The sequence below is a fragment of the Methylocystis sp. MJC1 genome (genome assembly GCF_026427715.1).
Taxonomy (GTDB): domain Bacteria; phylum Pseudomonadota; class Alphaproteobacteria; order Rhizobiales; family Beijerinckiaceae; genus Methylocystis.
This window is the reverse complement of the sequence record NZ_CP107558.1, coordinates 1,646,453-1,670,965: the sequence shown is the minus strand read 5'-3', so window position 1 is coordinate 1,670,965 and position 24,513 is coordinate 1,646,453. Positions and strand designations below refer to the sequence as shown.

Genomic DNA, 24,513 nt, shown 5'->3' with positions numbered 1-24,513 from the left:
CGATCGAACTCGCCGGGGCCAAAATGTCATATCCCGTTGCAACCGGGCCGCCGCCTCTCTATAAGGGCGGCCAGTCGGAGTGTAGCGCAGCCCGGTTAGCGCACTTGTCTGGGGGACAAGGGGTCGTGGGTTCGAATCCCGCCACTCCGACCATTAGCGCCGCGACGCCCCCTACCCGTCCCGCCGCCAGCCCGACCTGATTTTTCTCAACCTAGCAAATATGCTCGGCCTCGGCTGAGCGCTATCGGCCAGGCATCGAGCCAGAGCGACTAAGGTCTTCGTCCCACCCGGTTTGCGGCGTAAGGCGAGAACTTAGCGTCTTGCCGTTATGGTGGCCGCGATGCAGCGTTGCATGCAGCCAGACGGCAAATCTGCGAATTCGAGATTTAGATCGGTGTTGGGATTGATACGGAAGGCGAAGACGCGGCCCCCGCAAGCCGAGGAAATGGATCGACCCTCTGCGAGCCAAAAAAGCGGGCTCGCGACCGCGCTTCTGGCCGTGGCGCTCGTCACCCTCGGGGCGCTGCTTTACGCCGTGTCGATCTGGATAATCGGCGAGATCGCGCAATGGTCGCTGCGGTCATTGGCGGGAGACAAGTACGCGGGCGCCGGCGCGCTCGTAACCTGGGCCAATGGCAAGACCCTTCTCGCGATTCTCGTCTTTCTGGGCACTTATCTCGTCGTCGCCATCGGCAGATTTCCCGGCCTGCGGCTCGACCGCGCCGGCGCGGCTTTGGTGGGGGCCAGCCTCATGGTTGGTCTGGGCGTCCTGCCGCTGGAGGAGGCCTATCGCGCCGTTGATTTCGACACGATCACGCTTCTCCTCGGCATGATGATCGTCGTCGCCAATCTCTGCCTCTCGGGCTTCTTCCGGCTGGTCAGCGACTGGGTGGTGGCGCGCGCCAGCCATCCGCTTGCGCTCCTGATCGCGATTGTCCTGGTCTCGGGCTCGCTCTCGGCCTTCCTGGTCAATGATACGATCTGCCTCGTCATGACGCCGCTCGTCGTGGAATTGGTGAAGCGGCTGAAGCGCGATCCTATTCCGTATGTCCTGGCGATCCCCCTCGCCTCCAACATCGGCAGCGCGGCGACAATCACCGGCAATCCGCAGAACATGATGATCGGGGCGTTCTCGCACATTCCCTACGGGACTTTCGCCGGCGCCTTGTGGCCAGTGGCTCTCTTCGGATTGTTGCTGTGCGTGCTGTTCCTCACGCTGGCCTATCGGCGCGAATTTCTGACACGCGAACGCCTGCCGAGCTTTGATTCTGCTCCGAGGCGTTACCACGGAGCCTTGATCGCCAAGTCTGTCGCGGTGACGCTCGTGATGATGGCCCTGTTCTTTAACGGGCAGCCGGTCGCCAAGGTCGCGATCGTCGGCGGCGCGATCCTGCTGCTCACGCGCAAGGTCAAGGCCGATAAGGTCTACCAGGAGATCGACTGGCCATTGCTGCTGATGTTCGTCGGGCTCTTCATTGTCGTTTCAGGCCTCGAGAAGACCGTGGTGACGCCAGATGTGGTGGCCGCTGTCGGGCGTTTCGACCTCGGCGCGCCATTTGTCCTTTCGGCGATTACCGCCGGTCTCTCGAATATTGTGAGCAATGTCCCGGCGGTTCTTGTCCTGAAACCGTTCATCGCCGGCGCAGGCGATCCGGAAAGGTCCTGGCTGGTTGTCGCCATGGCCTCGACCCTTGCCGGCAATTTCACCTTGCTCGGCTCTGTCGCCAATCTGATCGTCGCGCAAAGGGCCCGGACTCAAGGCGTCGAGATTGGCTTTTGGACCTATTTCAAGATCGGCGCGCCTCTGACTGTCGCAACGATTATCTTCGGCGCCTGGTGGCTCTAAGAGCGCGCGCCCTAGGCGGCGACAAACGTGTATCACACTGAAATTAAAAACGTTTATTCAGCCTTCCACAGGCTTGTAATTTTCATGACGTCGCCTGTTGCAAAGCCAGATCGTTTGTTGCATAAGACCTCAGCGACGGCGACGCGACGCGCGAAACCGAAGCGACGGATGCGGGTGTAGCTCAGGGGTAGAGCACAACCTTGCCAAGGTTGGGGTCGAGGGTTCGAATCCCTTCGCCCGCTCCAAAGAAGCTCCGCGATAACCCTAAAGCGGAGGTCGGGGTAAGATGCTGGTGACGCGCGCCCCCGCGAAGATCAATCTCACACTTCATATTCTTGGCCGCAGGGACGACGGCTATCACGAGCTCGAAAGCCTCGTCGTGTTCAGCGGCGCGGGCGACACGCTGTCGTTTTCTCCTGGCGGCCCCCTCTCGCTCGACATTTCCGGCCCCACGGCGCCGGCCGCCGGAGCCGGCGACGACAATCTCGTGCTGCGCGCCGCGCGCAATCTGGCCGAGCGAATCGAAGGGCTCACCCTCGGCGCCTTCCGTTTGGAGAAGCGCCTCCCTGTCGCTGCGGGAATCGGCGGCGGCTCCTCCGACGCCGCGGCGGCGCTGCGGCTTCTGGCTCACGCCAATGGCCTGAAAGCCGACGATCCGCGCCTTTACGAGGCCGCGCGCGTCACGGGTTCGGACGTGCCCGTCTGCCTTGCCGCCCGGGCCCGGATGATGCGCGGCGCCGGCGAAACGCTCGGCCCGATGCTGCGCCTGCCGCTGCTGCCGGCCGTGCTGGTCAACCCGGGCGTGCCGGTTGAAACGCGCCCCGTCTTCGCGCGCCTCGGCCTCCAGCCCGGCGAACGCGTCGAGGCGGCCGCTCACCCGATCATCGGCGACGGCGGGTCCGCTTTGGAGCTTCTCTCCCTCCTGTCGAGAGGTCGCAACGATCTCGAAGACCCTGCCTGCCTGCAGGCGCCGATTATCGTCGACGCAATCGCCGTGTTGCGCGCCGCCCGCGGCTGCAAGCTCGCGCGCATGTCGGGGTCGGGCGCGACTTGCTTCGCGATCTTTTCAACGCCTCACGCGGCCGCCAAAGCCGCCCGCGCCATTCGGATGCAGCATCCCGAATGGTGGGTAAAGACGGCGGCGCTACGATGAGCCGCCGCCCGCCGCCAAAGGAGCGCGCCAGAGGAGAGCGGCCGAACGATCAGCGTCCGAGAGGCGAACGGCCAATCCAGCGCGCGAAGCCCGAAGCCCAACGCGGCCCGTTTCGCGCGCCGTCGCCTGAGTTGGTCACGCTCTATGGCGCCCATGCCGTGCGCGAGGCGCTCAAGGGCGGGCGCCGCAAGCTGCTCGCTCTTTACGCGACCGAGACCGCCCTGCCCCGGATCGCCGACGCCGCCAAGGCTGCGGGCCTCGAACCACACATCGTCGACGCGCGCGATCTCTCCCGCCATCTTGGCGAAGAGGCCGTGCATCAGGGACTGCTGCTGGAAGCCCGGCCATTGCCGGAGGCAGATATCGCCGATATCGAGTCGAAGAGCGGCCTGGTGCTGGCCCTCGACCAGATCACGGATCCGCACAATGTCGGCGCGATTCTGCGCACGGCTTGCGCCTTCGGCGTCGACGCGCTGATCGTCACGGAGCGTCACAGTCCGGAATTCACCGGCGTGCTGGCGAAGGCCGCCTCCGGCGCGCTGGAGCATGTGACGATTGTGTCCGTGGTCAATCTCGCCCGCGCTTTGGACGAGCTGCGGGACCGAGGCTACAGCGTCGTCGGCCTAGATTCGGAAGGCGCAGCACCCATCGAGACGATCCCACTGGCGAAACCTTTGGCGCTTGTACTCGGCGCCGAGGGCAAGGGCCTGCGCCGCCTCACGCGCGAGCGATGCGACCTCATCGCCAGGCTCGATCTTCCCGGCCCGATCAAGAGCCTCAACGTCTCCAACGCCTGCGCAGCGGCTCTTAGCGTCGCGCATTTGCGCCTGCGGGACGCGGCGCGGGATTGACCTTAGAGCGACCTTGGACGATTAAATGCGTGCCTGGAAACGCCGGTTTAGCTCAGCTGGTAGAGCAACTGATTTGTAATCAGTAGGTCGGGGGTTCGAATCCCTCAACCGGCACCAGAAAATCCAACGTAGCCACCACCCCGCGCGCAAAATCAGCCGCGGTCACCAGCTTTTACCAATTTGTTTCTGTGGAACCTATTCCGGCAGGCGGACACAATTGCCGCACAGGATCGTCGCCAATTCGGCCTCAGTCACCTGGCCCGCCGCGAGCCGCACAAATAGGTCCGGCCCGACCGCTGGCGCCGGGAGCAGCAGGAAGCGGTTATCGAGCAGGAAGGCCGCCGCTGAAGCGAAGGCAATGCGCTTGTTTCCGTCGACGAAGCAATGGTTCTTGGCGAAGCCGTAGGCATAGCATGCAGCGAGCTTGAAGACGTCGCGCACCTCCTCGTAGGCTAACAGGTTCTGCGGCCGGGCTAGGCTGGCGTCGACCGCGCCGTCGTTCAAGACCCCATGCGCGCCGCCATAGCGGTCGATCTCTCTGGCGTGGATGCGGAGGACGTCTCTCGGTCGAGCCAGATCGGCTCGGCGGTCACTTGGCGAGCTCGGCCAGCGTGTCGCCGTGCAAGGCCTCGATGACCGTCATAAGCTGGTCGATCCGCTTGTTGCGCGCGGCGCGCTTGGCCTTCTCGTCGAGGACTTGCTCGCCGGCGTTCGCGGTTGACCGTGCGCCGGCCTGCATGGCTGCCCCGGTCACAGTCACGGATTCGCCGCTCTTCCGGGCCTCGGATTTGCCGGACCTCGCGGCCGTGTATTCGCCAGACGCGCCACGGCGCACGACGTCTCCGATCGGCTTCTGGTCGCGCGCGTAGGGATAAGCAGCAAAGTGGCCCTTTACGGACGGCATGCCCGCTATAGCTGGGCAAATTGTCCGAAATGTCCAGCCCACCGACCCAGCGGTCGACTATCCCTGACCCTCGATAAGCGCGGCACGCGGTCAGGATCTTGTTTTCGAATGCGCTTCCGTTAGGAGAGACGCCTTCGAATTACGTTTGGGGAGACCATCGAATGCGCGACGAGTTCGCCAACTTGTCCGATCTGCAGCTTTTGTCTCTGATCCACCGCGCCGAGCAAGAGGTAGCGCGCCGCAAGGAGGCAACTAAAGAGCGCCTTCGCGCCAAGATCGAAGAAGAGCTCAAAAACGCTGGTTTAGACCTGTCCGACATCTTTCCGGAGTTCGAGGCGGACGGCCAGGCGGCAGGGGCGCCAGTTGCGGCTCCGAAGAGCCGCGCAAAATTTAGGAATCACGCAAGCGGCGACGCCTGGTCAGGAAGGGGCCCCCACCCGCCGCAATGGGTCAAGTCGATCATGGCCGAGCGAGGCTGGACGCTCGAGGAGTTCAAGGCCTCGGAGGAGTTCTTGGCTCAGAACTGATTGCAAGCGCCGACGGGCTGCTTCAAGGATCGAGCTCAGCGTAATGACGAAATATCCCTTGTTCGTCGAACTCAGTCCGGCGACCGCTTTCGAGATAAGCGCGAATCCGGCCTCGCGCCGCAATCCGCTCGCGAAGCGCAGCCACGCGAGGCGCCTTCACAAGCACGCTTTGCGTCGTTTTCGGAAAAGCGTACAGCAGACCTTCGACGAGCTGGAACAGCGAAAGGTCGGCGTAGGTCGCGGCGCCGCCGACAAGATAAGCGTCGCCCTTTGAGTTGCGCGCCAGAATACGCTCGAACCATTCCAGATATTTTGGAATTCGAAGCTCCCGAAAGTGCTCGGCGCGGCGTAGCGCTTCGGATTTCTGATCCTCGTAATAGAGATGCGCGCCGATGGGATGGTGGGTGTCATGGGCCTCTCCAACGACGTCGGCGATCGTCAGTTGAATCTGGTGCGCCCAGAGCCGCTCCGCTTCGTCTCGGGAGGACAGCCCAAGGCGGTCGCCGAGATAGAGTAATATGGCCGCGGTTTGAGCGATAACGAGGTCTCCCTCGCGCAAGAACGGCGGCGCGAATGGCGGCCGCAGGAGATCGCGCCTTTCCATGAAGGCCATTAGTTTTTCATCGCCGTCCGGCGCAGCGGCGATGTCGATATAGTCCGCGCCCGCATCTTCCAGCGCAAGCCGCACAAATTCTCCGCGGCCCTGAATACCGCTCCAATAGTAAAGCTTGTAGGTCATGAGCCGGCCTCCCTGCTCGGTGGCGAGGGTTTGGCGTGTGAGGTCGGGATTTATGGCGCTCTCAGCCTTGCGCAAGCGCAAGGGGAACGGGAACAGTCAATCCCATACGCGTCGGGGGGCGGGATAGCCGTATAGCCGAGCGCGCTATCTATGTGGGTAGGGCAATCTGGCGCATCGCTGGACCCGCCACCAAGGCATCCTCACATGGCCGACAAAAACAACCGCGACGTCGAGGCGTCCGGTCTCTTGGCGCTTTCCAGCATTGGCGCTGCGGTTGGAGCGTCGTTGGGCGCTCTCATTGCAGGAGCCGGTTCCGGTTTTACGGGAGCCCCTGTCGGCGCCCTCTGCGGCATAATCGTCGGCGCCCTCCTCGGAATGTTGTTCGAGCGGTAGAATCCGATACCGCGACAAGCCGTCGCCGGACGAGCGACCGCAGGGCAGGCTCTAAGTATTTCTCACAGGTTGCTAGGAAGATTTTTGCTCGTCATCCTGGCAGATCAGCTCTTTGCACGAAGCGGATTTGCATCATGGACGAGCGCAGCCCGAAGCCCTTGATCGTGGCGATCGCAGGCCTCCTTTCTGCGATCATGAGCTTCTTTACGCCACATGAAGGCCTGAGTGCGTCCTTGTTCGGCGTCGGGCTGATTACGGCGGGTTTTTCCGCTATCTATTGGCTTGCCGATCCCGATCAGCCTCTAGATTGAGGTTTCGCCTGGGCCGTTGAGAAAGCGACAGGCAAAAAGCTGCCGCTCGAGCGTGCAAGACGCCTCCCCTGCCGCGACGCGATCCGACGAGTCTGGGCGGTCCGGCGCATCGATGCTCTCCTCGCGACCGCCGACGAGCGTGGCGCTAGCGTCGATAGCAAAGCGCCGATATTGTCCGGGCTTATCACGGCTCGGGCGCCTCCGCGAAAGCATGGCGCTTTGGGGACATCACGGAGCGGATGCAGGTGGAGATAGGCGTTGCCTGAGCGCGTAGCCTGGTTGCGCGGCCAGCGCGAGGCCCTGGAGTCGGCGCTGAATGGCGCGCCGCTGCAAGTTTCACTTGATGCTCTGGTACGGACCGCGACCGACGGGCTGGGGCGCGACACGCGCGCGGCCTTCTATCTCGGAGATGGCGAGGGGGTCTCGCTGCACCATGTGGTCGGCATGTCCGCCGACTATGCCGCGGCGGTCGACGGCTTCAAGATTGGGCCAGAATCTTTGGCCTGCGGTTTGGCGGCGCATACCGGACAGCCGGTCATCACCGCCGACGTTAGGAAGGATGCGCAATGGCAGCCATGGCTATGGCTCGCCGAGCGCTTCAATTATCGAGGCTGCTGGAGCTTTCCTATTCGAACTTCGGCTGGAAAGTTCGTCGGCACCTTGGCAATCTATTCGGGAGGCCCGCGCGAAGCGACAGACGGCGATCAGGAGCTTTGCTCCCTTCTGACCCGCACGGCCTCGATTATTATTTCCCAGCATTATGAGCTGCAGGCGCGCAAGCAGGCCGAGGCGGCGTTGCGCGAGAGCGAGGCGCGGGAGCGGCTTCGCGCCCAGGAGCTTCAGACTCTCTTGGACCTGGCGCCAATCGGCGTGTCGATTGCGTTGGACCCGGAAGGCCGGGACATAAGAGGAAACAGGGCGAGCGAGGCGCTCCTCGGGCTCCCGCCCGGCGCTCAGCTTTCCATGGCGAATCCCGAGCGGCCGCCGATCACCGTGTTCCAGGGTGGCAAGCAGCTCCCTCTCGAACAACTGCCTATGCAACGCGCGGTCAGAGGCGAGACTGTCGACGAGCAGATTATCACCATCAAATCGGCGGCGCACACGGTCACGGTCCTGTCGAAGGCGACGCCTCTCTACGACGATATGCAGCGCCCGCGCGGCGCAATCGGCGCGTTTCTTGATATTACGGCTTTGAAGCAGGCCGAGGAGGCGCTCCGAGACGCCGACCGCCGAAAGGACGAATTTCTCGCCACGCTCGCTCATGAGCTGCGCAATCCTCTGGCGCCGATCCGAACCGGCTTGGAGTTTTTGAAAGGCGCAGAGGTGGCCCCCGAACGTCGCCGCGTGATGATCGGGATCATGGAGCGTCAGGTTGGAAATCTCGTCCGGCTCGTCGACGACCTCGTGGAAATCTCCCGGATCACCCGAGGCAAGATCGAGCTTCGCAGCCAAAGCATCGATATTGCGGCCGCAATCCATCTGGCCTTGGAGACGAGCCGGCCGCTGATCAAAGAGGGCTCCCATCAGATAAATGTGAAAACGTCGCCGGAGACTCTGACGGTCTTTGCGGATCTGACGAGGCTGGCGCAGGTCTTTGCCAACCTCCTCAATAACGCCGCTAAATTTTCCCCCGGAGGCGGTTCGATCGAGATTTCATGCAAGCGGCAAGGCGATGAAGCGGTCGTGACCGTCAGAGACAATGGCCGAGGCATTTCGCCCGAGGCGCTTCCGCACATATTCGAGCCTTTCATTCAAGTCGGCCACCCGGTCCCCGGCGGCCTCGGCATTGGACTGGCGCTCGTGCGAAATCTTGTCGAGCTGCACGGGGGAACCGTCTCGGCGCAAAGCGCCGGACCGGATCAGGGGAGCGCATTCATTGTCAGGCTTCCACTTTGCGAATCCGAGCCGGAGCCGGCGGCGGCTGCGCCTCAGAGTCCACTCACCACCACACTCCCCTTCAACCGCGTGTTGATCGTCGACGACAACAGGGACGCCGCCGATATGCTTTGCGCGTTGTTAGAGTCCCTTGGGGCGACAGTCCGCGCGGTTTACGACGGGCGCGCCGCCGCGGCTGTCGTGGAGGCGTTCGCGCCGGACGCTGTGCTTTTGGATCTCGGAATGCCTGGTGTCGACGGTTACGAGACGGCGCGGCTCATCCGCCAGACACGCGACGGGCAAAATCTGCAACTCGTCGCTCTTACGGGTTGGGGGCAACAAAGCGATCGCGCCAAAACGGCTGAGGCCGGCTTCGACGCGCATCTGACCAAGCCGGCCTCGCTCGAGGCGTTGCAGGAAATTCTCTCACGACGAAGCGAGCGCGTCTTTCAGAGCCCGAAAGGATAGGTTTCGGGGGCGCCTTCAGGTCTGGCGGCGGCAAGCGGCGTCACCGCGCGGCTCTCCTCGAACCAGACATAGGCGTCGAACTGCTCCGCCATCACCGCCTCGAAATAGTGGCTCAGGAATTCGGTCTCCGGCCGATAGACGACGCCGATGGCGCGCTCCAGCATGGGCTCCCTCAAGACCTCGGCGAGGGCGCGCCGACGCGGCGCGCGCCAGTCGGTCAACGATCTTGCGAAGCCGCTCTTGCGGAAGGCGTATTCGTAGCTGTCCTCGCGAGCGGGCCGGACAGCTTTGATCTCCATCGGCTGGTCCCAGTCGCTTGCTGCCGCGACCGTGCCCCGGTCCGTGCCGAAGCCGATCAGCACTGCGTCGCTTCCCAGCGAAGAGCGACAAAGTTCGCCGATATTGAACTCTCCCGCCCATCCCATGGCGGTCGCGCCGGCATTGCCGATGTGCGAATTATGCGCCCAGACGACCCCCTTCGTCCCGCGCCCGCGGTGAGCGAGCAGCGCCTGCAGGGTGGCGAACATATGCCGGTCGCGCAAATTCCAGGATTCGCGCGCGCCCCGATACATCGCCCGATAATATTGCTCGGCGGCTCGAACATCCGCGCGTTCTGAGCGGCATCGAAGAAAGCTTCGCCATCTTCTTTGATATAGCGAGCCGCTTCGACAGCAGCGCCGTCAGTTGCGCGGCCGCCTCGTCCTCGCAGGGCTTCTGATAGCCGCGCAGAACGGCGCGCCCATAATCGGCTGGTTCGTCTTGCCATGGCGTCAGACAAGCATAGAGACCACGAGCGCGCTTGGCCGCCTCCGGGTCGACCCGATCGAGGTAGCGGACGACCTCGTCGATCGAGGCGCTGAGGCTGTAAACATCGAGACCGTGAAAAGAAACCCGCCTCTCGGGAGCCAGTCGCGCATTGTGGCTTCTCAGCCAATCGAGGAAATCCATCACTTCGCGGTTGCGCCACATCCATGTGGGGAAACGCGTGAAGGCTTCTGCAGCATCCGCTTTCGCGGCGAGACCCCGGACATAGCGGTCGATCCGCGCCGCATCTGGCCAGTCCGCCTCGACCGCGACAAACGAGAAGCCGTGACGCGCGACGAGCTCACGGGTGATGGCGGCGCGCGCCAGGTAGAACTCCGACGTGCCATGCGTGGCTTCACCGAGAAGGACCACTTGCGCATCGGCGAAACGCGCAAAGCAGCGGCCGAACTCTTCGACGCGCTCTGGCGCCGGGAGAGGCTCGCTCTCGCCGGTCAGCGCCCTTGTTATCGCGTTGCGCACGCTTTCGCGATCGAGCGAGATGGCCTTCATATCCGGCATTGGCCTCTCCTTGCGCCGGAAGGCGACGCCGATCCTGGCGGCCCGGCGCCATTTTAACGGCCGATGGGGAAGCCTCGTTCCAGCGCGATTTTTCCAGCGCGTCGAAGCGCGCCGCTGCGCTCTCCTGCCAACAACAAACGCGAGTTGGCACGCTACCCGCGCTGAGCGAGACACTCAACGCCTTCGATCGCCTCCTTGAGCGCTTCCAGACTGGCCGGCTTGGTAATCTGCAGATCGAAGCCCGCATCGCGCGCGCGTTGGAAAACCTGCTCGCGTCCCCATCCCGTCAGCGCGACGAGCTTGACGCGGCGCCCCTCTGGCAGCGCCCGGATGCGCTGCGCCGTCTCGTAGCCGTCCATCTCTGGCATGCCGAGATCCAGCAGGATCAAATCGGGCTTGAATATTGGCATGGCCTCGACTCCGGCGGCTCCGCTGTAGGCGACCCGCACTGTCGCGCCGGACGCTTCCAGCAACGCCTGCTGGCTGTCCGCCACGTCATGGTCGTCATCGATGACCAGAATGCGCAGGCTCGTGCGCATCGTGGTCAAAGACGGCCCCTGCTCGCGCTCTCGGACGTCGAGCGTCTGGAGCGCCGGCAGGCGCACGACGAAGGCGCTGCCCTGCCCGAGCCCATCGCTCCGCGCCTCGATCGAGCCGCCATGAAGCAGGATGAGATGCTTCACGAGCGCGAGACCAATGCCGAGGCCGCCTTGCGCGCGCCCCAACGTCCGGTCGATCTGCGTGAAAAGATCAAAAACGCGCGGCAGCATTTCGGACGGAATGCCGACGCCATTATCTTGGACGACGATGCGCGCCTCGGAGCCCAACGGCTCGGCCGTAAGGGTGATCCGCCCGCCGTGCTCGGTGTATTTGGCCGCGTTGTTGAGAAGGTTGGCGAAGACCTGCGTGAGGCGAACGGGATCGCCTTCGACAAAGAGGGGAAGCTCCGGAAAGCTGGCGCTGAACACATGGCCGCCGCGTTCGATCACCGGCCTCGACATGTCGATGGCCTGTCGCATGATGTCGGCCAAATCGACACGCTGTTTCTTCAACTCGATTTTGCCACTGGTGACTCGCGAGACTTCCAGCAAATCGTCGACGAGGCGCACGAGATGCGCCACTTGGCGCTCGACCATCGACAACAGAGACGCGTCTCGATCTCTCTTGGTTGAATGGGCAAGCGCATCGTGCCGTAGAACATGCACGGCGTTGCCAATTGGCGCGAGCGGATTTCGCAATTCATGGGCGAGCGTCGCCAAGAACTCGTCCTTATGGGCGTCCGCCGCGCGCAGTTTTTCAGTCGCCTCACGAAGACGCTTCTCGGCCTCCTCGCGTTCCGTCACGTTGATCGCGACGCCGCCTGTGCCTTTGATGACGCCTTCCGAATCCTGAATTGCAAATTTGCTCACGAGAAAGTGATGAATGACGCCGTCGGCCTCTTTCAACGTCTCGATTGCGACGATGCCGGTTTTGCTTTTGAGCGCTTCATTGTCGTGGAAGTGGAATTGCAGCGCTGTGTCCGTGTCGAAAAATTCCGCGTCCCTCTTGCCGTAAAGCTTCTCGGGCGGGACCCGAAAGACGCGTAGGGCCGCGTCATTGGCGTAGATATAGCGCCCCTCCACGTCTTTGATCCATGCAAGCCCGGGCAGGTGATGCATGAAGCTCGCAAACCGTTCTTCGCTTTCGCGCAACCCCTCCTCGGCGCGTTTGCGCTCGGTGATGTCCGTGTGGCTGACGACCACGGCGGCGTCTCCGCTATCGGCGCGCGCCGCGTTCATGACAAACCATAACTCCCCGCCCGGCGTCTGGCAGGGATACTCCATTGCAAATGCGCGCCGCTCGCCGGCGAGCAGCGCCTGAAGCCCGTCGAGAGCCTTGCTGGCGTAAAAATCCCCCGCCGCCGCGGCGCCGCGAATGGCGTCGAGGTAATTTGCGCCCGAAAACGTTCCGCTTGGAGCGAAGCCGTTTTCCCCTGCAAAGCGGTTCCAGGGTTCGTTGACAGCCAATATCACGCCGGCCTGGTCGATCACCGCGATCTGATGCGGCACAGAGTTGAGAATTCCGCCGAGCAGCGTAGCGCTTTCCCGCCGCGCCGCCTGGGCCAATTCGTTGGCCTGCGCGCGCGTGAGTTGGATTTGAGCCTCGATCTCTCCTTTGCGCGCCCTCGCCTTAGCTTCTGTCAAAGCGGCTATGCCAATCCCCATCACAGCGAAAACCGCCAGGCGAAGATGGTCGCTCGGGAGTGCGACTCCGAAGGAGCCGAGCGGCTCCATAAAAAAGAATGCGGCGACAGCCATGGACAAGCCGGTCGCGAGCAACGCAGGCCCTGATCCAGAAACGCCGGCGGTGAATAAGACGGCAAGAAAGAAGGGCGAGAGTGGCTGCGCGTCGAAGCTATGGCCCAGCCGAAATCGTACCGCCGCCGCAACCGCTACCGTTAAAACTGCAACAGCATAGTCCAAAGCGCGCGTCGTTGCACGCTTCTCCGCATCTTGGTTCAACCGACCGCTCCCGGCGCCCATTCGCAAGGAAAGATCGCTAAGGCATTTGCGTTTTTTTGAAAAGCTGAAGCCTAACTTCAAATGGCTGGCGAAGTACAGAACGCGTGCTAAGCACGAGCGTCAACTCGGCGGCAATCTTCACGAGAGTCAATCTCGTCGTTCGACTTTTCCGCTTCGCGCCCAACCAGCGGAAGAGTGAAACTGAACATGGCGCCGTGGCCTTCGGGATTTTCCTCGGCCCAAATCCGACCGTGATGCGCCTCGATGATCTCGCGAGAAATCGAGAGACCTACGCCCATGCCGCTGGGCTTGGTGGTGGCGAATGGCACGAACAAGGCGTTGCGCCTTTTCTCGCTCAGCCCGACGCCCGTATCGGCAATATCGACCCTGACGTCCGCCTCGTTTGAGCGCGTCGTAATCACGAGCCCGCGTTCGACGACGTGCTCCATCGCCTCCTTGGCGTTTCTTATGAGATTGATCAGCACCTGCATAATCTGCACCCTGTCGGCGAGAACTTCGCTCGAGGAGGCGCCAAGGTCGAGCGAGATGGCGATCTGTTTCTCATGCGCGACGGCGACGACCGGCTCCATCGCCTCGAGGATGAGTTCGTGCATATTCACCCGCAGCTTGTCGGGCTCTCCATGCGCGATGAAAGACCGCAGTCGCGAGACGATCTCCCCTGCCCGCATCACTTGAGCGACTGCCTTCTTCACCGTTTCCAACACGCTCGCGGGCCGTTGTGCAGGATCGATTTCGAGCAAGCGGGGCAGCACGCGCAGATAGGTCGCCGTTGCCGCGAGCGGTTGATTGATTTCATGGGCAATGCCCAAGGCCATGGAGCGCATCATGGCAAGCTGGCCCCTGTGCGCTTCCCGCAGTCTGGCCTCCTTTTCCTTCAGCTCGGATATGTCCAGTATGAAGGCGACGCCATTCATTGTGTCCCGATCGAGAATGGCCCTGGCCACGAGAACCGGCAGGCGGCTCCCGTCCTTGCGAAAATATTCCTTTTCGGTCGGCCGCGCGTTCTTGCCCGTCGCGATCACCTCGGCCATCGCCGCCTCATTCATAACGGCATATTCTGGCGGCGTGAGTTCTCTCCAGTTGATCCGCTTGGCTTTCAGATCCTCGCGCGTGTAACCGAGCATCTCGAGATATTTGTCGTTGGCCTCGGTGATCGTCGCGTCTGTGGCGCTCGCGTAGCAGACGCCGATCAGATTTGCGTCGAAGAAGGCGCGGTGCCGCGCTTCGCTCAGGCGAAGCTCCTCTTCGGCGCGCTTTCTCGCGGTAACGTCGCAGACGTAGCCGTGCCATATGATCGAGCCGTCCCGCTCGCGGGTCGGCATGGAGTGCACTTCGATCCAAATCGCGCCCTTGGTAGGGTGCAGGAAACGATATTCCTCGTGATATTTGGTCAGCTGGGCCGCTGATGTCGCAATCGCTGCGTCGATGCGCTCGATGTCGTCGGGATGGATCCGGGAGCGCATCGTCGGCAAATCCGCTGCGCTTTCTTCAGGAGGAAAGCCGAAGATCTCCTCGAAATTCGCCGACCCATATGGAAAGGACCCTATTCCGTCCGGGGTGAAACGGAAGGAGGCAATGGCCCCAGGCATGGCCTCGACGCAGGCCGTCATCATGGCGTGCGCGCTCATCTCGGCTTCCCTCTCGGCGGGCGCCGCTTTCTGCGCGTCTTGTTGCTCGATCGACGGCTCGGGACGATCCGGAATCGTTTCCATCTGGAACGACCGGAAGAATTTACGAAGCATCGGCTCTCTAGACCCTCTCCACGCGTCAGACTGAATTAGCGCCAAATTCTGGCGAATTGACCATCACTTAGCGAAAAATTGCGCACGACTACGGCCAAGCTGCGACTTGATACGCCCTCCGAATGGAGGCGCGCTGACAGCCGCCAAACGGGGCGCTCGGCTCCGTCGAAACTTCGCCTGATCTTGCCTGACATCGCCCCGCCGGCGCAGCAAGACGAGTGGGTTAGCGCAGCAGGGAACACCGCCCAGCCGATCGACGTTAGCGCCCTGAAAGCCGGGCATGACCTGGTTACATGCCCGGCCTCCCGAAGCGCTTTCAGCTGGGTAGTCAAATGGTCGAAGCCCTCACAACCGAAATGACGGAATACACGCTCGCGGCGTCCTATATGGCGGTTTTGGCGATATCCGTCACCGCTACACTCATGGTGCGAGCCGTTACATTCCCTCTCACACGAGGCTGAGAAGCCAAGCCGATCGCGGCGCAGTTTGGCATGTGACATCTTGCGTGTCCGCGCCAGCCATGCGGCTCCGCCGCCGGGACAACGGTTCCGGCAACTGTTCCCTGCTTGCACGAAGAGCGTTCGCCATGAAGAAAGCCGCCATTCTCCTTTCCCTATCTTTATTTGCTTGGCTGCCACAGCAACCAGCCTATGCCAAGGGCTGCATCAAGGGCGCCCTGGTGGGCGGCGTCGTCGGCCACTACGCAGGCCACCATGGCGTTCTCGGAGCCGTCGCCGGATGTCTCTATGGCCGGCACGAAGCGCATAAATACGCTAGGCGCCCACAACCGAGCGGCGGATGGACAACGCAGGCGGGGCATTCGCCGAGATCGTGGAAGGCAGGCACCTAAGTCACTCTGACGCGCTCATGCGGCTGGCGGCGACCCGGAGCGATGAAAGCTCGAGCAAACGCTTAGCAGAGCCGCGTTTCAGCTGCGCCGCGTTTGCGAGTTGAAGCATGTGCGATGCTGCAATTCATTATGCGAAGCGCGCAACCACTTCCCTCGAATCACTCCGAACATCTGCCCAGGGCCGGCATAAGGAGCCGGCCCTGGGTTCTCTGTTCTATTGTCGCGTTGTGCTGCGACAACGTTCTTACCAATAGTAGGGAGACCCCCAGCCGCCCAATGCCCAGAGCGGCGCCGTCGCCAGTCCCACCGCCGCCCCGGCGAGAGCGCCAGCCGGATTGTACGCGGGATAATAGCCGTAGTAGCGGTAATGGCGGTAAGGCCGCCAGTAACCGTACCGCCAATGACGATGATAATAATGGTGACGCCAATAGCGGTAATGGACCTGCTCCACCGATGACGTCGCGCCGACGATCTCCGCTCTTGGAATGCTCATGACGCCCGCGCGAGCCTGGGGCGCGGGTCCTGCGACTCCGGCAACGATGCAAGCTGCCGCGAGGGTGCATGTTTTGGCTAAGCCACGCATAACGGCCTCCTTCGGGCCGCGACGCGCGAGACTGTGCTGAAGTCTTTGCGCCGGCGTTCGCGAGCCCGTGCCGCCTAGCTAGATCGTCGATCATTTGGGGCAAGAGCAAGAGGCGCGTCTTCGCGCGCCTCCCATACAGAAGGCCGCGCCCAGCAACGTCGGAATCACGCGCGGGTTCGCCGGGGGCTGTTTCTTCCTGCTCTCTCAAAGCGAGTAGATTTGCGCTAGGCTTCGAGGACTAGCGCAGGCATTCGCCGCGCCGCGCCCATTCCGCCTCCTGAGCGTCAGCCGGCGCGGCGGGCGCGGAATCGCAGGCCTTGAACACCCTGCCCCGGTCGCCCATCGACACGCCGGCCGGGAACTGCTCCTGCGCCACATAGAAGCCCGCCTCGAGGCCCTGGGCGACCTTGGCCCGCGCGGCCTTGATCGCGGGGCTGACTCCCGCAGGCTGCGGGGACGCAAGGTGATACCAACGGCTGGCCGTCGTCAGATTGCATTCGCTTTGCGGAAGGCCTTTCAGACAGACCAGAATCCAGGTTTGCATCCCGCCTTTAGCGGCGGCCGGGGCGATCATCGTCGCTGCAAAAATGCCGGCAAGAAAATATTTCTTCATTGCGCCTTCTCTGGCTGTCGACTCGCGGGCGATCATAGGATCAGAAAACCGGCTAGAAAGTGAAGGCGCGCCTCAGAAACGCTGATCTTTCTGCGCCGCGGCGACAGCGGCGCGCGCCTTGTCGACCGCCTCGGGGTGGGTTTCCTGAAGCATGTCCAAGACCGCCTCGAGCATTTCGATATGGTCGACGGCTTCGTCGAGCGCTCCGGCGAGCGTCTGCAGCCGTTCGATAAGATTGCGTTGCACCGGGAAACTCCATTTTTCGATAAAGGCGGGTTACAGCGATATCGACCCAAAGCGCAAGCGACGCGCGTTTTTAACGGATGCGGGGGGCGCTCGGCTGAATGCGGCGCGAGAGACGGGGCGCGCGGCTGTTGCCGAGATTATGCGCCCGCACTATCCTCCCCGCGCCCCGCGCATTTACGGATAGCGCTTCTCCATAAGGAACTTCAGATGTCCAAGAGCCCAGAATCGGCAGGCGGCCACGCAGCCGGGCCTCATCCGGAAAAGCCGGACGAGAACGCGCAAGAGCATAGTTGGGTGGAGGCGCTCGAAGAAGGGATCGAGGAGATCAAGACTCAATCGGCGGAAGTGCTTTTCGTCGACGTGCTGAAGATCGACCTGCCCTATATCGTAATGCTCACGATGGCGGTCATCGGCGTCGGTCTCGTGACCTTCACCGGCCAATCCATCGCCTGGTATTGGGAGCTGCTCACGCCAGTCTATTGCGTGATCTGCATCTACGTCGGCTGGCGACACGCCGAGACGAAAAACGAGCGCGTCAAGCTGGTCTGGACGCAAATACTGCACTGGGCCGCCTTCCTTGCGGCGATGGCGCTGATTTATTCGCCGGCCATGCGGGCGCTGGTCGACGTCAACGCCACGGGCCTCAATCTGATGGTGATCCTGGCGCTCGCGACCTTTGTCGCCGGCGTTCACGCCGAGGCTTGGCAGATTTGCGTCGTCGGCCTGATCCTGGCGCTTTTCGTGCCGGGGATGGCGCTCATCCAGCGCGACTCGCTTTTCATCATGGTGGCTCTGGTCGGCGTCATCTTCGTTGGCGCCAGCCTGTGGCTCACCATGCACGCGCATCGGCGCGCAGCAAAGGAAGCCGCGTAGCTTGCAAAGGCCCGGCGGCGCAAAAGCCCGCCCGTCATTGCGAGGAGCGCAGCGACGAAGCAAATCCAGAGCCGCTGTAGCTGCTCTGGATTGCTTCGCTCCGCTCGCAATGGACGGTGGTGGCTCTGGATTCCAGGCGGGCCTTTGGCCCGCCTGGAATGACCTAGAACCTTTTTCAGATTTTCGGGGTCTGGGCCGCGAGCGTGGCGCGAATGGCCTCGTCCATGGACTTCTCGAAAGAAGTGCGCAGGACTGTGCCGCCGACGCCCTTGAGGCCCTCCAGCACCTTGTCCGAGGTCATCTTTCGCACCAGGACGAACAGCGCCGCGCCGCCCGGCGGGATCGCCTCCGCGACGTCCTTCATGAATTTATCGTCGATTCCGAAATCGGTGAGCGCGCCGGAAACTGCGCCGGAGGCCGCCCCGAGCGCGGCGCCGGCCAAGGGCATCATGAAGATCAAGCCTATCAGCGCGCCCCAGAACATGCCGGAAACGCCGCCGATCGCCGTCGTGTTGAAGAGCTGATTGAGTTTGATGTGGCCTTCCGCGTCCTTAACGGCGACGACCGCGTCGCCCATCTCGATCAAATATTCCTTCTGCATTTGAAATAGCTTCTGTCTCACTTCCTCGGCCTTCTGCTCCGAGGAGAAAGCAATGACGAGCAGATCATTCATGAGAGCTCTCCCGATAGGGCCGCGCGGCCTTCGGCGGCGCGCCCGTTCCGGATCTAGTCGAGCAGAATTAAATTACAATGCAGGCTGAGGCTTGGGGTAAACAAAGCCATAGCGGAGCAATAGGCTCGATAACGAGCCGCCCTTTCAGATGGGACGACTTCCCAAATTTCCATCCTTCGCCCCGCAGCGCTTGGCGGGAGCGGGGATTCGGCCCGGCGCAGCGAGCCAAAACGCCAAAGGCGAAAGCAGGGACGCCACCATAAGCAGGTTGATCATCATCACGCTTGCCTCCGTGGTTTGTCCGCTCGCGCCCTTAGGGGCGCGAGCGGGTCGTCACATCTTACTCGGTGAGGAGGGCGACGCCTTCCTTGCCGACCAGCGCATGGATGCGGCCGAGGATCTGCAGCACGACGCCGAACACGCCGAGCGCCATCCAGCCGAAGAACACGAAGCCCCAGTGCAGCGGAGCAACGAACAGCTCTTCCATGAACCAGAAGGTGTGGCCCCACTCATTCAGGCCGACGTTCGGGATGATCATGAACGGGCCGATGGCGACGATCAGGAACGCCAGCGAGTAGCCATGAGCAAAATACGGAATGCGGGTCTTCGCATAGAAGAACGCGCCAACCGCGATCACCGAATAGATCGGGTAGCTCATGTAGAACTCGATGATGTGCGACGGCGTGAAGTCCGTGTCACGGATAACCGTCATGTGCCAGGTGCCGTCCTGTTCGGTGAAGAACGAGGCGCCCCAGTAGATGGCGATGCCGTAAACGACCAGCCACTGAACGAGAACCACCAGGCGGCGCATCTCTTCGCGCGGCGAGACGGCGTCGACGTTACGGTCGCGGGTCTTCCACAGGAAGCCGGCGAGCGCCAGACCGGAGACGAGCTCCAGCGGGATTTCGGTCCAAAGGATCGACATCCAGTAGGTCTGGAATTCCGGAGCGAACGAATCCAGGCCGGCGCGCCAGCCGAAAACCTGCTCGTAAATGCGGACGATCAGATAGAAAACATTCAGAACCGCAAGGCCGATCCACATGCCGCGCAGATCGACTACGGACTCTACTTCAGCAGCTGCGCCGGCAGCCGTGCTCGTGGTGGAGGTCATAAGATTTCTCCCTTGAATCGCTCTCGAGGGGCTTGCCCCCGAAGCTGACGCAGCTTGCGCGTCATACGTCGGTTCGACAGCGACTTTGTCGCCGACGCCAGGGAAAAAACGGCTAGCTGAGCCCAAAGAAAAAGGCCCGGCGCGTGGCCGGGCCTTTATTGTTCAGCCGACGCTCATCAGACCGGCTGCGGAGCAACTCCGCCATCGACATCGGGCTCAGGCTTCTGCCCGGTCGTCGGCACGGCGGAGCCGCGCGGTGGCTGCGGCGTCGGGGCGCTCGTGTCCTCGCGCACCGGGCGCTTGCCGGTGAGCAGACCCTTCATCTCCTCGCCGGTCAGCGTCTCGAACTCCAAGAGGCCATTGGCCAGCATGTCGAGCTGCGCGCGCTTCTCGGTCATGATGTGCTTCGCCTTGTCATAGGCCTCCTGCACCAGACGCCGCACTTCCGCGTCGATCGTCTGCTGCGTCTGCTCCGACAGGCTCTGCTGGCGCCCGAGCGAGTAGCCCAGGAACTGCTCCTGCTGCGGCTCGGCGTAAGCCACCGTGCCGAGCTTATCGGAGAAGCCCAGCTGCGTGATCATGGCGCGAGCCACCCGCGTGCACTGCTGAATGTCCGAGGCCGCGCCCGAGGTCACCTTGTCGTGGCCGAACACCAACTCCTCCGCCACGCGGCCGCCCATGGCGATGGCCAGCATCGCCGTGAGTTGCTCGAAGGACTGCGAGACCTGGTCGCGTTCGGGCAAGCCCTGCACCATGCCCAGCGCACGGCCGCGCGGGATGATCGTGGCCTTGTGGATCGGCATCGCGCCGGGGACCGTCAGCTGCACCAGCGCGTGGCCGCCCTCGTGATAGGCCGTGAGCTTCTTCTCCTCCTCGGTCATGGAGAGCGTGCGGCGTTCCGCGCCCATCATGATCTTGTCGCGCGCGTCCTCGAACTCCTGGTTCGTGACGATGCGCTTCGAGCGCCGCGCCGCAAGCAGCGCCGCCTCGTTGACGAGGTTCATGAGATCGGCGCCCGAGAAGCCCGGCGTGCCGCGCGCCACGACCTTGAGGTCGACATCCGGCGCCAGCGGCACCTTGCGGGCGTGGACCTTGAGGATCTTCTCGCGGCCGATGAAATCCGGGTTCGGCACCTGGATCTGGCGGTCGAAGCGGCCGGGACGCATCAGCGCCGGGTCGAGAACGTCCGGACGGTTGGTCGCGGCGATGAGGATGATGCCCTCGTTCGCCTCGAAGCCGTCCATCTCGACGAGCAGCTGGTTCAGCGTCTGCTCGCGCTCGTCGTTGCCGCCGCCGAGGCCGGCGCCGCGATGGCGGCCGACCGCGTCGATTTCGTCGACGAAGATGATGCAAGGCGCGTTCTTCTTGGCCTGCTCGAACATGTCGCGCACGCGGCTGGCGCCGACGCCGACGAACATTTCGACGAAGTCGGAGCCGGAGATCGAGAAGAAGGGCACGCCCGCTTCGCCGGCGATGGCGCGGGCGAGCAACGTCTTACCCGTGCCGGGCGGGCCGACGAGCAGCACGCCGCGCGGAATGCGCCCGCCGAGCCGCTGGAACTTGCCCGGATCGCGCAGGAATTCGACGATTTCCTGCAGGTCTTCCTTGGCCTCGTCGACGCCGGCGACGTCCTCGAAGGTGACGCGGCCCTGAGACTCGGTGAGGAGCTTGGCCTTCGACTTGCCAAAGCCCATGGCCCGGCCGCCCGCCCCGCCCTGCATCTGACGCGCCATATAGATCCACACGCCGATGAAGAGCAGCAGCGGCAGACCGTTCACGATGAGCGTCGAGAGCCAGCTCGGATTGTCGCCCGCTGGCTTGGCGCTGATCTGCACCTTCTTGGCTTCGAGCTTCTGCACCAGAGACGGGTCATTCGGCGCATAGGTCGCGAAGCTGCGATTGTCGCTGAAATGGCCGGAGATTTCATTGCCCGCGATCACGACGTCATGGACGCGGCCTTCATCGATCTGCACAAGCAGCTCGCTGAAGGTAATCTCGCGCGCCGGGGTGCGAGTCTGCTGCTGCTGGAACATGGCAAACAGAATGCCCGCGACTGCGACGAAGACGACCCAAGGCAAATATTTCTTCCAATTCGCCTTCATTTTCACCTCCTGGGACGAGACCCGCTGAATTTGGGGCGCCTCTCCCGGTTAACAGCACTGCGACAGAGGGCGTGGCCCTCGCCTGCCTAGATATGTGGTTGGCCCATCCTAGGTCAGGAAGGCGAATTAGCCAAATCGGATCCATAATTCGCCTAAGGATTCAATGTTGCAGCGCAGTTCACGTCGTTGAGACAAGCCTCCGAGCGCCTTCACGAAGGCTACCACGCAATTTTGAAGCCAGCTTAAAAAAGGCCTTTAAGTTCACGAATCTCCCGGGGGGAGCCTTCGGCAAAATGAACAATGTTTAGGCAGATTTGAGCCGTAAACTCCATCAGATCACTTCTTAGGCAGCCGCGCCTAACCTGTTTTCTGCCCTATGCAAAACAAAGATTCCGACGGCCGCTTGATCTGCGTCAGCTACTCGCGAGGACGGCGCAGGGATCGACATTGCATCGCGGCGGTCATCGCGCGACGTTCATTTATCTGGTGATCGCCCGGTGACGCTGTCGCTCGAACAGGCGCTCCGATACTATTTTGGCGTGCAATGCAGCAACTTTTCCCGCTTGCGCCTTTTCGGAAGTGGGCGCGTTATTTTGTCGCGCCGTTGCGCCAACGGAAAGCAAAAGGCAGAGGAAGCGCCATGAACTCGTTCGCCGCCATCGTCTCGATCCTCGCCGCCGCCGCGGCCGTTACCTTCGCGATTACCGCATATGTGAATTAACGAGGGGAAGACGCGCGTCCGGCGGACGCGCGTCGATGATGTCAAGGCTCCCTACGCCGCGGACGTTCCCTCGGCGCCTTCGGCTGCGCGCGGCTCGCTCGGAGCGAAGGGGCTCTCCGCCGACCGCTTGGCTCTCTGGGCTCTCTCGAGCTTCGCGCCAAAGCGTCGACGTCCCTGCGCAAATTTCTCAGCCAGTTCCGGCCATTTTCATAACGTCGCCGCCGATCGAGAAGCGCGATGAGAAGCGCGCGTTCATCCAAAACATCGAGCAGGACGCAAGGATAGTGGTCGGGCGCGTTCGTGCTGCGCCGACGCCGATAGGCCGTATCGACCTCTGTATTGAGTAGCGCAATTCCTTTGTACGTCATGAGACGAAACATGCTTTGCCTCCTTGGCCGCCTGAAAATTTCTTTTCCCTGTTAAAATGTGCTGGCGCCCTGCCGCGCCAGCACGGCCGCCATGTCCTGAGGCGCGAGCGTGATGCTGCCGCCCGCCAAATGGCCCACATGCGGGTCCCATCCGGGCCCGACCTCATAGAGCACAGCATAAGTCTCGACGCCGCCGATGATCTGCGGCGGTCCGAGCGGTTCGCCGGCGCAGCCGACGCGCGTCAGCAAACGATGCATGGCGCGATCGTAGACGGTGACAATATGCGTGAGAGCCGCCGCCTTGCCGATTTCATTGAGCGCCATGCCAAGCTCGGCCGTCGCCCGGCCGATGATCGGCGAGTCGATCCGGCAGTCTCCGGTCATCCGCACGGTGAAGCGGCTCGATTCCCAGATGAGCGGGCTTTGAATGCGTGCGCCATCCGGCAACAGCTGAGGGAATGTGTCGTTCAGCATGTTGAAGCCGGTGGTGGGCAAGAGCCTTAGCCCGCCGATGACGCGCTCATTTTCATCCAGGGCCAGGACATAGAGCGGATCGAGCGCGTCATAGCCGTCAATCTCCCAACGGTTGATGAGCGTCACCTGCCATTTGAGGCGCTCGTAGAAGACGCTGCGCCGAAGCCGGTGCATTTCGTCGATGAGGCGCGGGAAACGTCCGCGCCATTCTCCCGGTATGATTTTGATCATGTCCAAACCCCGCTTTTTGTTTCAGCGGGGAAAAACTGACTTAAACTTTGCTGTTTGATCACCTCCCAAAAATGGGAGGTCCGCGCCCCTTCCGAGTCAGTTCCGCTTTTTGGGGAGGAGGTGGCTCGGCTCGTAAGACATGTTGATCAGGCCGAGCGCCAGCGCCTTCGCGACCGTATGAGTAGTGTTGGCGGTATTGAGCCGGGCGCGCGCGGATTCGTGATGGAAGCGGACGGTATGCGAGCTGATGCCGAGAATGCGGGCGATCTCGTCATCTGTCTTGCCAAGCGCCTTCCATCGAAGACAGGCGGCTTCACGCTGCGGCAGGTGAACCGCAGTCGCTTGCTCGGGCGCGCATGAACGCAGCGCCGCCGCGTGGAAATTAAATGCGAGCACCATGAGATCGCGAAGCAATTCCTGCTTCAGCGCCAGCCAGGCGGCGCTGCTCTCATTGGTTGTGACGGTAAAGAGCGCAAATTCTCCCAGGCGGCCACGAATAGGAATCGACAAGCCATTGAGGCCGACGTCCATCTCCTGCGCCTCGCCGAAAAATTTTCTGACAACCGGGTCGCTGCGGTCGATCTCCGCCCAGTCGATCGGCAGAATGCCCCCAAGGCCGGCGCGAACAATCGGATCGAGGTCGACGTAACCGCTCTGAGCGTAATGCTTTTGCCATTCGCCGGAATAGGTCACCGCCAAAAGCGGCCGCGCGCCGCCCGGCGTCGGCATGTTCAAGGCCGCATAAGCGCCGTTCTGGAGCCCCCGCTCGCGAAGAAAGCGCTCCATGATGTTCGAGGCGGTTTCGATCCGGTCGGCCTGAGCCAAGCGGTCGATGAGGTCGAAAAAATCGTCGGTATGCATGGTTGAAAATGGGAAAAGAGTAAAATTGGCGGTAACTTTACCGTGTCACCCAAATGTAAACAACGTAAATCGACATCAATCTCGCAAATGCCTGCGCATCACTGAAAAAGCCCGACCTTCCGGCCGGGCTTTGATTTAGCGGCGCTTTCTTGT

24 protein-coding genes and 3 tRNA genes are annotated in these 24,513 nt (G+C 62.4%); 12 read left to right on the top strand and 15 right to left on the bottom strand.

Annotation, left to right across the window (positions count from 1 at the left end; translation table 11 throughout):
• The first annotated feature begins 75 nt into the window (after positions 1–75).
• The 6 genes from OGR47_RS08010 (at position 76) to OGR47_RS07985 (ending at position 3,967) form a co-directional block, all read left to right on the top strand.
• Positions 76–153, top strand: a tRNA-Pro gene (locus OGR47_RS08010).
• A gap of 292 nt (positions 154–445) precedes the next feature.
• Complete coding sequence (locus tag OGR47_RS08005) at positions 446–1,846, top strand: anion transporter (RefSeq protein WP_165055598.1); 1,401 nt, start codon at positions 446–448, stop codon at positions 1,844–1,846.
• Between the two features lie 170 nt (positions 1,847–2,016).
• Positions 2,017–2,091 (top strand) — tRNA-Gly (locus tag OGR47_RS08000).
• Between the two features lie 41 nt (positions 2,092–2,132).
• Positions 2,133–2,999: a 4-(cytidine 5'-diphospho)-2-C-methyl-D-erythritol kinase gene (locus tag OGR47_RS07995; RefSeq protein WP_165055597.1), complete on the top strand. Its 867-nt coding sequence runs from the start codon at positions 2,133–2,135 to the stop codon at positions 2,997–2,999.
• Complete coding sequence (gene rlmB, locus OGR47_RS07990; RefSeq protein WP_165055596.1) at positions 2,996–3,850, top strand: 23S rRNA (guanosine(2251)-2'-O)-methyltransferase RlmB; 855 nt, start codon at positions 2,996–2,998, stop codon at positions 3,848–3,850. Before OGR47_RS07995 ends, rlmB begins: the two co-directional genes overlap by 4 nt.
• 41 nt (positions 3,851–3,891) lie before the next feature.
• Positions 3,892–3,967: transfer RNA gene (locus OGR47_RS07985), tRNA-Thr, on the top strand.
• 78 nt (positions 3,968–4,045) lie between these two features.
• Here OGR47_RS07985 and OGR47_RS07980 read toward each other — a convergent pair.
• Both OGR47_RS07980 and OGR47_RS07975 read right to left on the bottom strand, forming a co-directional pair.
• On the bottom strand, positions 4,046–4,384 hold the full coding sequence (locus tag OGR47_RS07980) for a type II toxin-antitoxin system death-on-curing family toxin (RefSeq protein WP_246729857.1): 339 nt from the start codon (positions 4,382–4,384) through the stop codon (positions 4,046–4,048).
• Positions 4,385–4,439: 55 nt separating this feature from the next.
• Positions 4,440–4,754 (bottom strand): hypothetical protein, encoded by a 315-nt coding sequence (locus tag OGR47_RS07975; protein WP_165055594.1) that lies wholly within the window; start codon positions 4,752–4,754, stop codon positions 4,440–4,442.
• 161 nt (positions 4,755–4,915) lie between these two features.
• Here OGR47_RS07975 and OGR47_RS07970 point away from each other — a divergent pair, with 161 nt between their 5' ends.
• A complete protein-coding gene (locus OGR47_RS07970) occupies positions 4,916–5,281 on the top strand; it encodes an H-NS family nucleoid-associated regulatory protein (protein ID WP_165055593.1) in 366 nt (121 codons plus the stop codon).
• Between the two features lie 22 nt (positions 5,282–5,303).
• Here the strand turns inward: OGR47_RS07970 and OGR47_RS07965 are convergent, their stop codons facing one another.
• Positions 5,304–6,020, bottom strand: a complete 717-nt coding sequence (locus OGR47_RS07965) for a glutathione S-transferase (protein WP_165055592.1) — start codon at positions 6,018–6,020, stop codon at positions 5,304–5,306.
• A 204-nt stretch (positions 6,021–6,224) separates the two neighbouring features.
• On the opposite strand from OGR47_RS07965, the gene OGR47_RS07960 reads away from it, so the two are divergent.
• From OGR47_RS07960 to OGR47_RS07950, 3 genes are all read left to right on the top strand, one after another.
• The gene (locus OGR47_RS07960; RefSeq protein ID WP_165055590.1) at positions 6,225–6,413 is read left to right on the top strand and encodes a hypothetical protein; all 189 of its coding nucleotides are present in this window, start codon (positions 6,225–6,227) and stop codon (positions 6,411–6,413) included.
• A 134-nt stretch (positions 6,414–6,547) separates the two neighbouring features.
• The gene (locus OGR47_RS07955) at positions 6,548–6,724 is read left to right on the top strand and encodes a SoxR reducing system RseC family protein (protein ID WP_165055589.1); all 177 of its coding nucleotides are present in this window, start codon (positions 6,548–6,550) and stop codon (positions 6,722–6,724) included.
• A 258-nt stretch (positions 6,725–6,982) separates the two neighbouring features.
• Positions 6,983–9,067 (top strand): ATP-binding protein, encoded by a 2,085-nt coding sequence (locus OGR47_RS07950; RefSeq protein ID WP_165055588.1) that lies wholly within the window; start codon positions 6,983–6,985, stop codon positions 9,065–9,067.
• Here the strand turns inward: OGR47_RS07950 and OGR47_RS07945 are convergent.
• From OGR47_RS07945 to OGR47_RS07930, 4 genes are all read right to left on the bottom strand, one after another.
• Positions 9,049–9,639 carry an erythromycin esterase family protein gene (locus tag OGR47_RS07945; RefSeq protein ID WP_253948101.1) on the bottom strand — a complete coding sequence of 197 codons (591 nt, stop codon included), beginning with the start codon at positions 9,637–9,639 and terminating at the stop codon, positions 9,049–9,051. The genes OGR47_RS07950 and OGR47_RS07945 overlap by 19 nt on opposite strands.
• Positions 9,524–10,390 carry an erythromycin esterase family protein gene (locus OGR47_RS07940; protein ID WP_253948100.1) on the bottom strand — a complete coding sequence of 289 codons (867 nt, stop codon included), beginning with the start codon at positions 10,388–10,390 and terminating at the stop codon, positions 9,524–9,526. The genes OGR47_RS07945 and OGR47_RS07940 overlap by 116 nt, the downstream gene beginning before the upstream one ends.
• Before the next feature lie 152 nt (positions 10,391–10,542).
• Positions 10,543–12,891, bottom strand: a complete 2,349-nt coding sequence (locus tag OGR47_RS07935) for an ATP-binding protein (RefSeq protein WP_165055586.1) — start codon at positions 12,889–12,891, stop codon at positions 10,543–10,545.
• Positions 12,892–12,998: 107 nt separating this feature from the next.
• Positions 12,999–14,654, bottom strand: a complete 1,656-nt coding sequence (locus tag OGR47_RS07930; protein ID WP_165055585.1) for a PAS domain-containing sensor histidine kinase — start codon at positions 14,652–14,654, stop codon at positions 12,999–13,001.
• Positions 14,655–15,240: 586 nt separating this feature from the next.
• On the opposite strand from OGR47_RS07930, the gene OGR47_RS07925 reads away from it, so the two are divergent.
• The gene (locus tag OGR47_RS07925) at positions 15,241–15,504 is read left to right on the top strand and encodes a hypothetical protein (RefSeq protein WP_165055584.1); all 264 of its coding nucleotides are present in this window, start codon (positions 15,241–15,243) and stop codon (positions 15,502–15,504) included.
• A 244-nt stretch (positions 15,505–15,748) separates the two neighbouring features.
• Here the strand turns inward: OGR47_RS07925 and OGR47_RS07920 are convergent, their stop codons facing one another.
• From OGR47_RS07920 to OGR47_RS07910, 3 genes are all read right to left on the bottom strand, one after another.
• Positions 15,749–15,997, bottom strand: coding sequence for a hypothetical protein (locus OGR47_RS07920; protein WP_165055582.1), 249 nt, complete (start codon positions 15,995–15,997; stop codon positions 15,749–15,751).
• 328 nt (positions 15,998–16,325) lie between these two features.
• Positions 16,326–16,700: a hypothetical protein gene (locus tag OGR47_RS07915; RefSeq protein ID WP_165055581.1), complete on the bottom strand. Its 375-nt coding sequence runs from the start codon at positions 16,698–16,700 to the stop codon at positions 16,326–16,328.
• Between the two features lie 72 nt (positions 16,701–16,772).
• Entirely contained in the window at positions 16,773–16,946 is a 174-nt protein-coding gene (locus OGR47_RS07910; RefSeq protein ID WP_165055580.1) for a hypothetical protein, read from the bottom strand.
• A 207-nt stretch (positions 16,947–17,153) separates the two neighbouring features.
• Here OGR47_RS07910 and OGR47_RS07905 point away from each other — a divergent pair, with 207 nt between their 5' ends.
• Positions 17,154–17,819, top strand: a complete 666-nt coding sequence (locus OGR47_RS07905; protein WP_165055578.1) for a DUF3488 domain-containing protein — start codon at positions 17,154–17,156, stop codon at positions 17,817–17,819.
• 175 nt (positions 17,820–17,994) lie between these two features.
• Here the strand turns inward: OGR47_RS07905 and OGR47_RS07900 are convergent, their stop codons facing one another.
• The 5 genes from OGR47_RS07900 to OGR47_RS07880 form a co-directional block, all read right to left on the bottom strand.
• On the bottom strand, positions 17,995–18,492 hold the full coding sequence (locus OGR47_RS07900) for a DUF1269 domain-containing protein (RefSeq protein WP_165055576.1): 498 nt from the start codon (positions 18,490–18,492) through the stop codon (positions 17,995–17,997).
• Positions 18,493–18,832: 340 nt separating this feature from the next.
• Positions 18,833–19,603: a bacterial ammonia monooxygenase, subunit AmoC gene (gene amoC / locus OGR47_RS07895; protein WP_216697896.1), complete on the bottom strand. Its 771-nt coding sequence runs from the start codon at positions 19,601–19,603 to the stop codon at positions 18,833–18,835.
• 176 nt (positions 19,604–19,779) lie between these two features.
• A complete protein-coding gene (gene ftsH, locus OGR47_RS07890; protein WP_216697895.1) occupies positions 19,780–21,705 on the bottom strand; it encodes an ATP-dependent zinc metalloprotease FtsH in 1,926 nt (641 codons plus the stop codon).
• Positions 21,706–22,845: 1,140 nt separating this feature from the next.
• Positions 22,846–23,499 carry an acyl-homoserine-lactone synthase gene (locus OGR47_RS07885; RefSeq protein ID WP_165055341.1) on the bottom strand — a complete coding sequence of 218 codons (654 nt, stop codon included), beginning with the start codon at positions 23,497–23,499 and terminating at the stop codon, positions 22,846–22,848.
• A 96-nt stretch (positions 23,500–23,595) separates the two neighbouring features.
• Positions 23,596–24,360, bottom strand: a complete 765-nt coding sequence (locus tag OGR47_RS07880; protein WP_165055343.1) for a helix-turn-helix transcriptional regulator — start codon at positions 24,358–24,360, stop codon at positions 23,596–23,598.
• Positions 24,361–24,513: the final 153 nt, after the last annotated feature.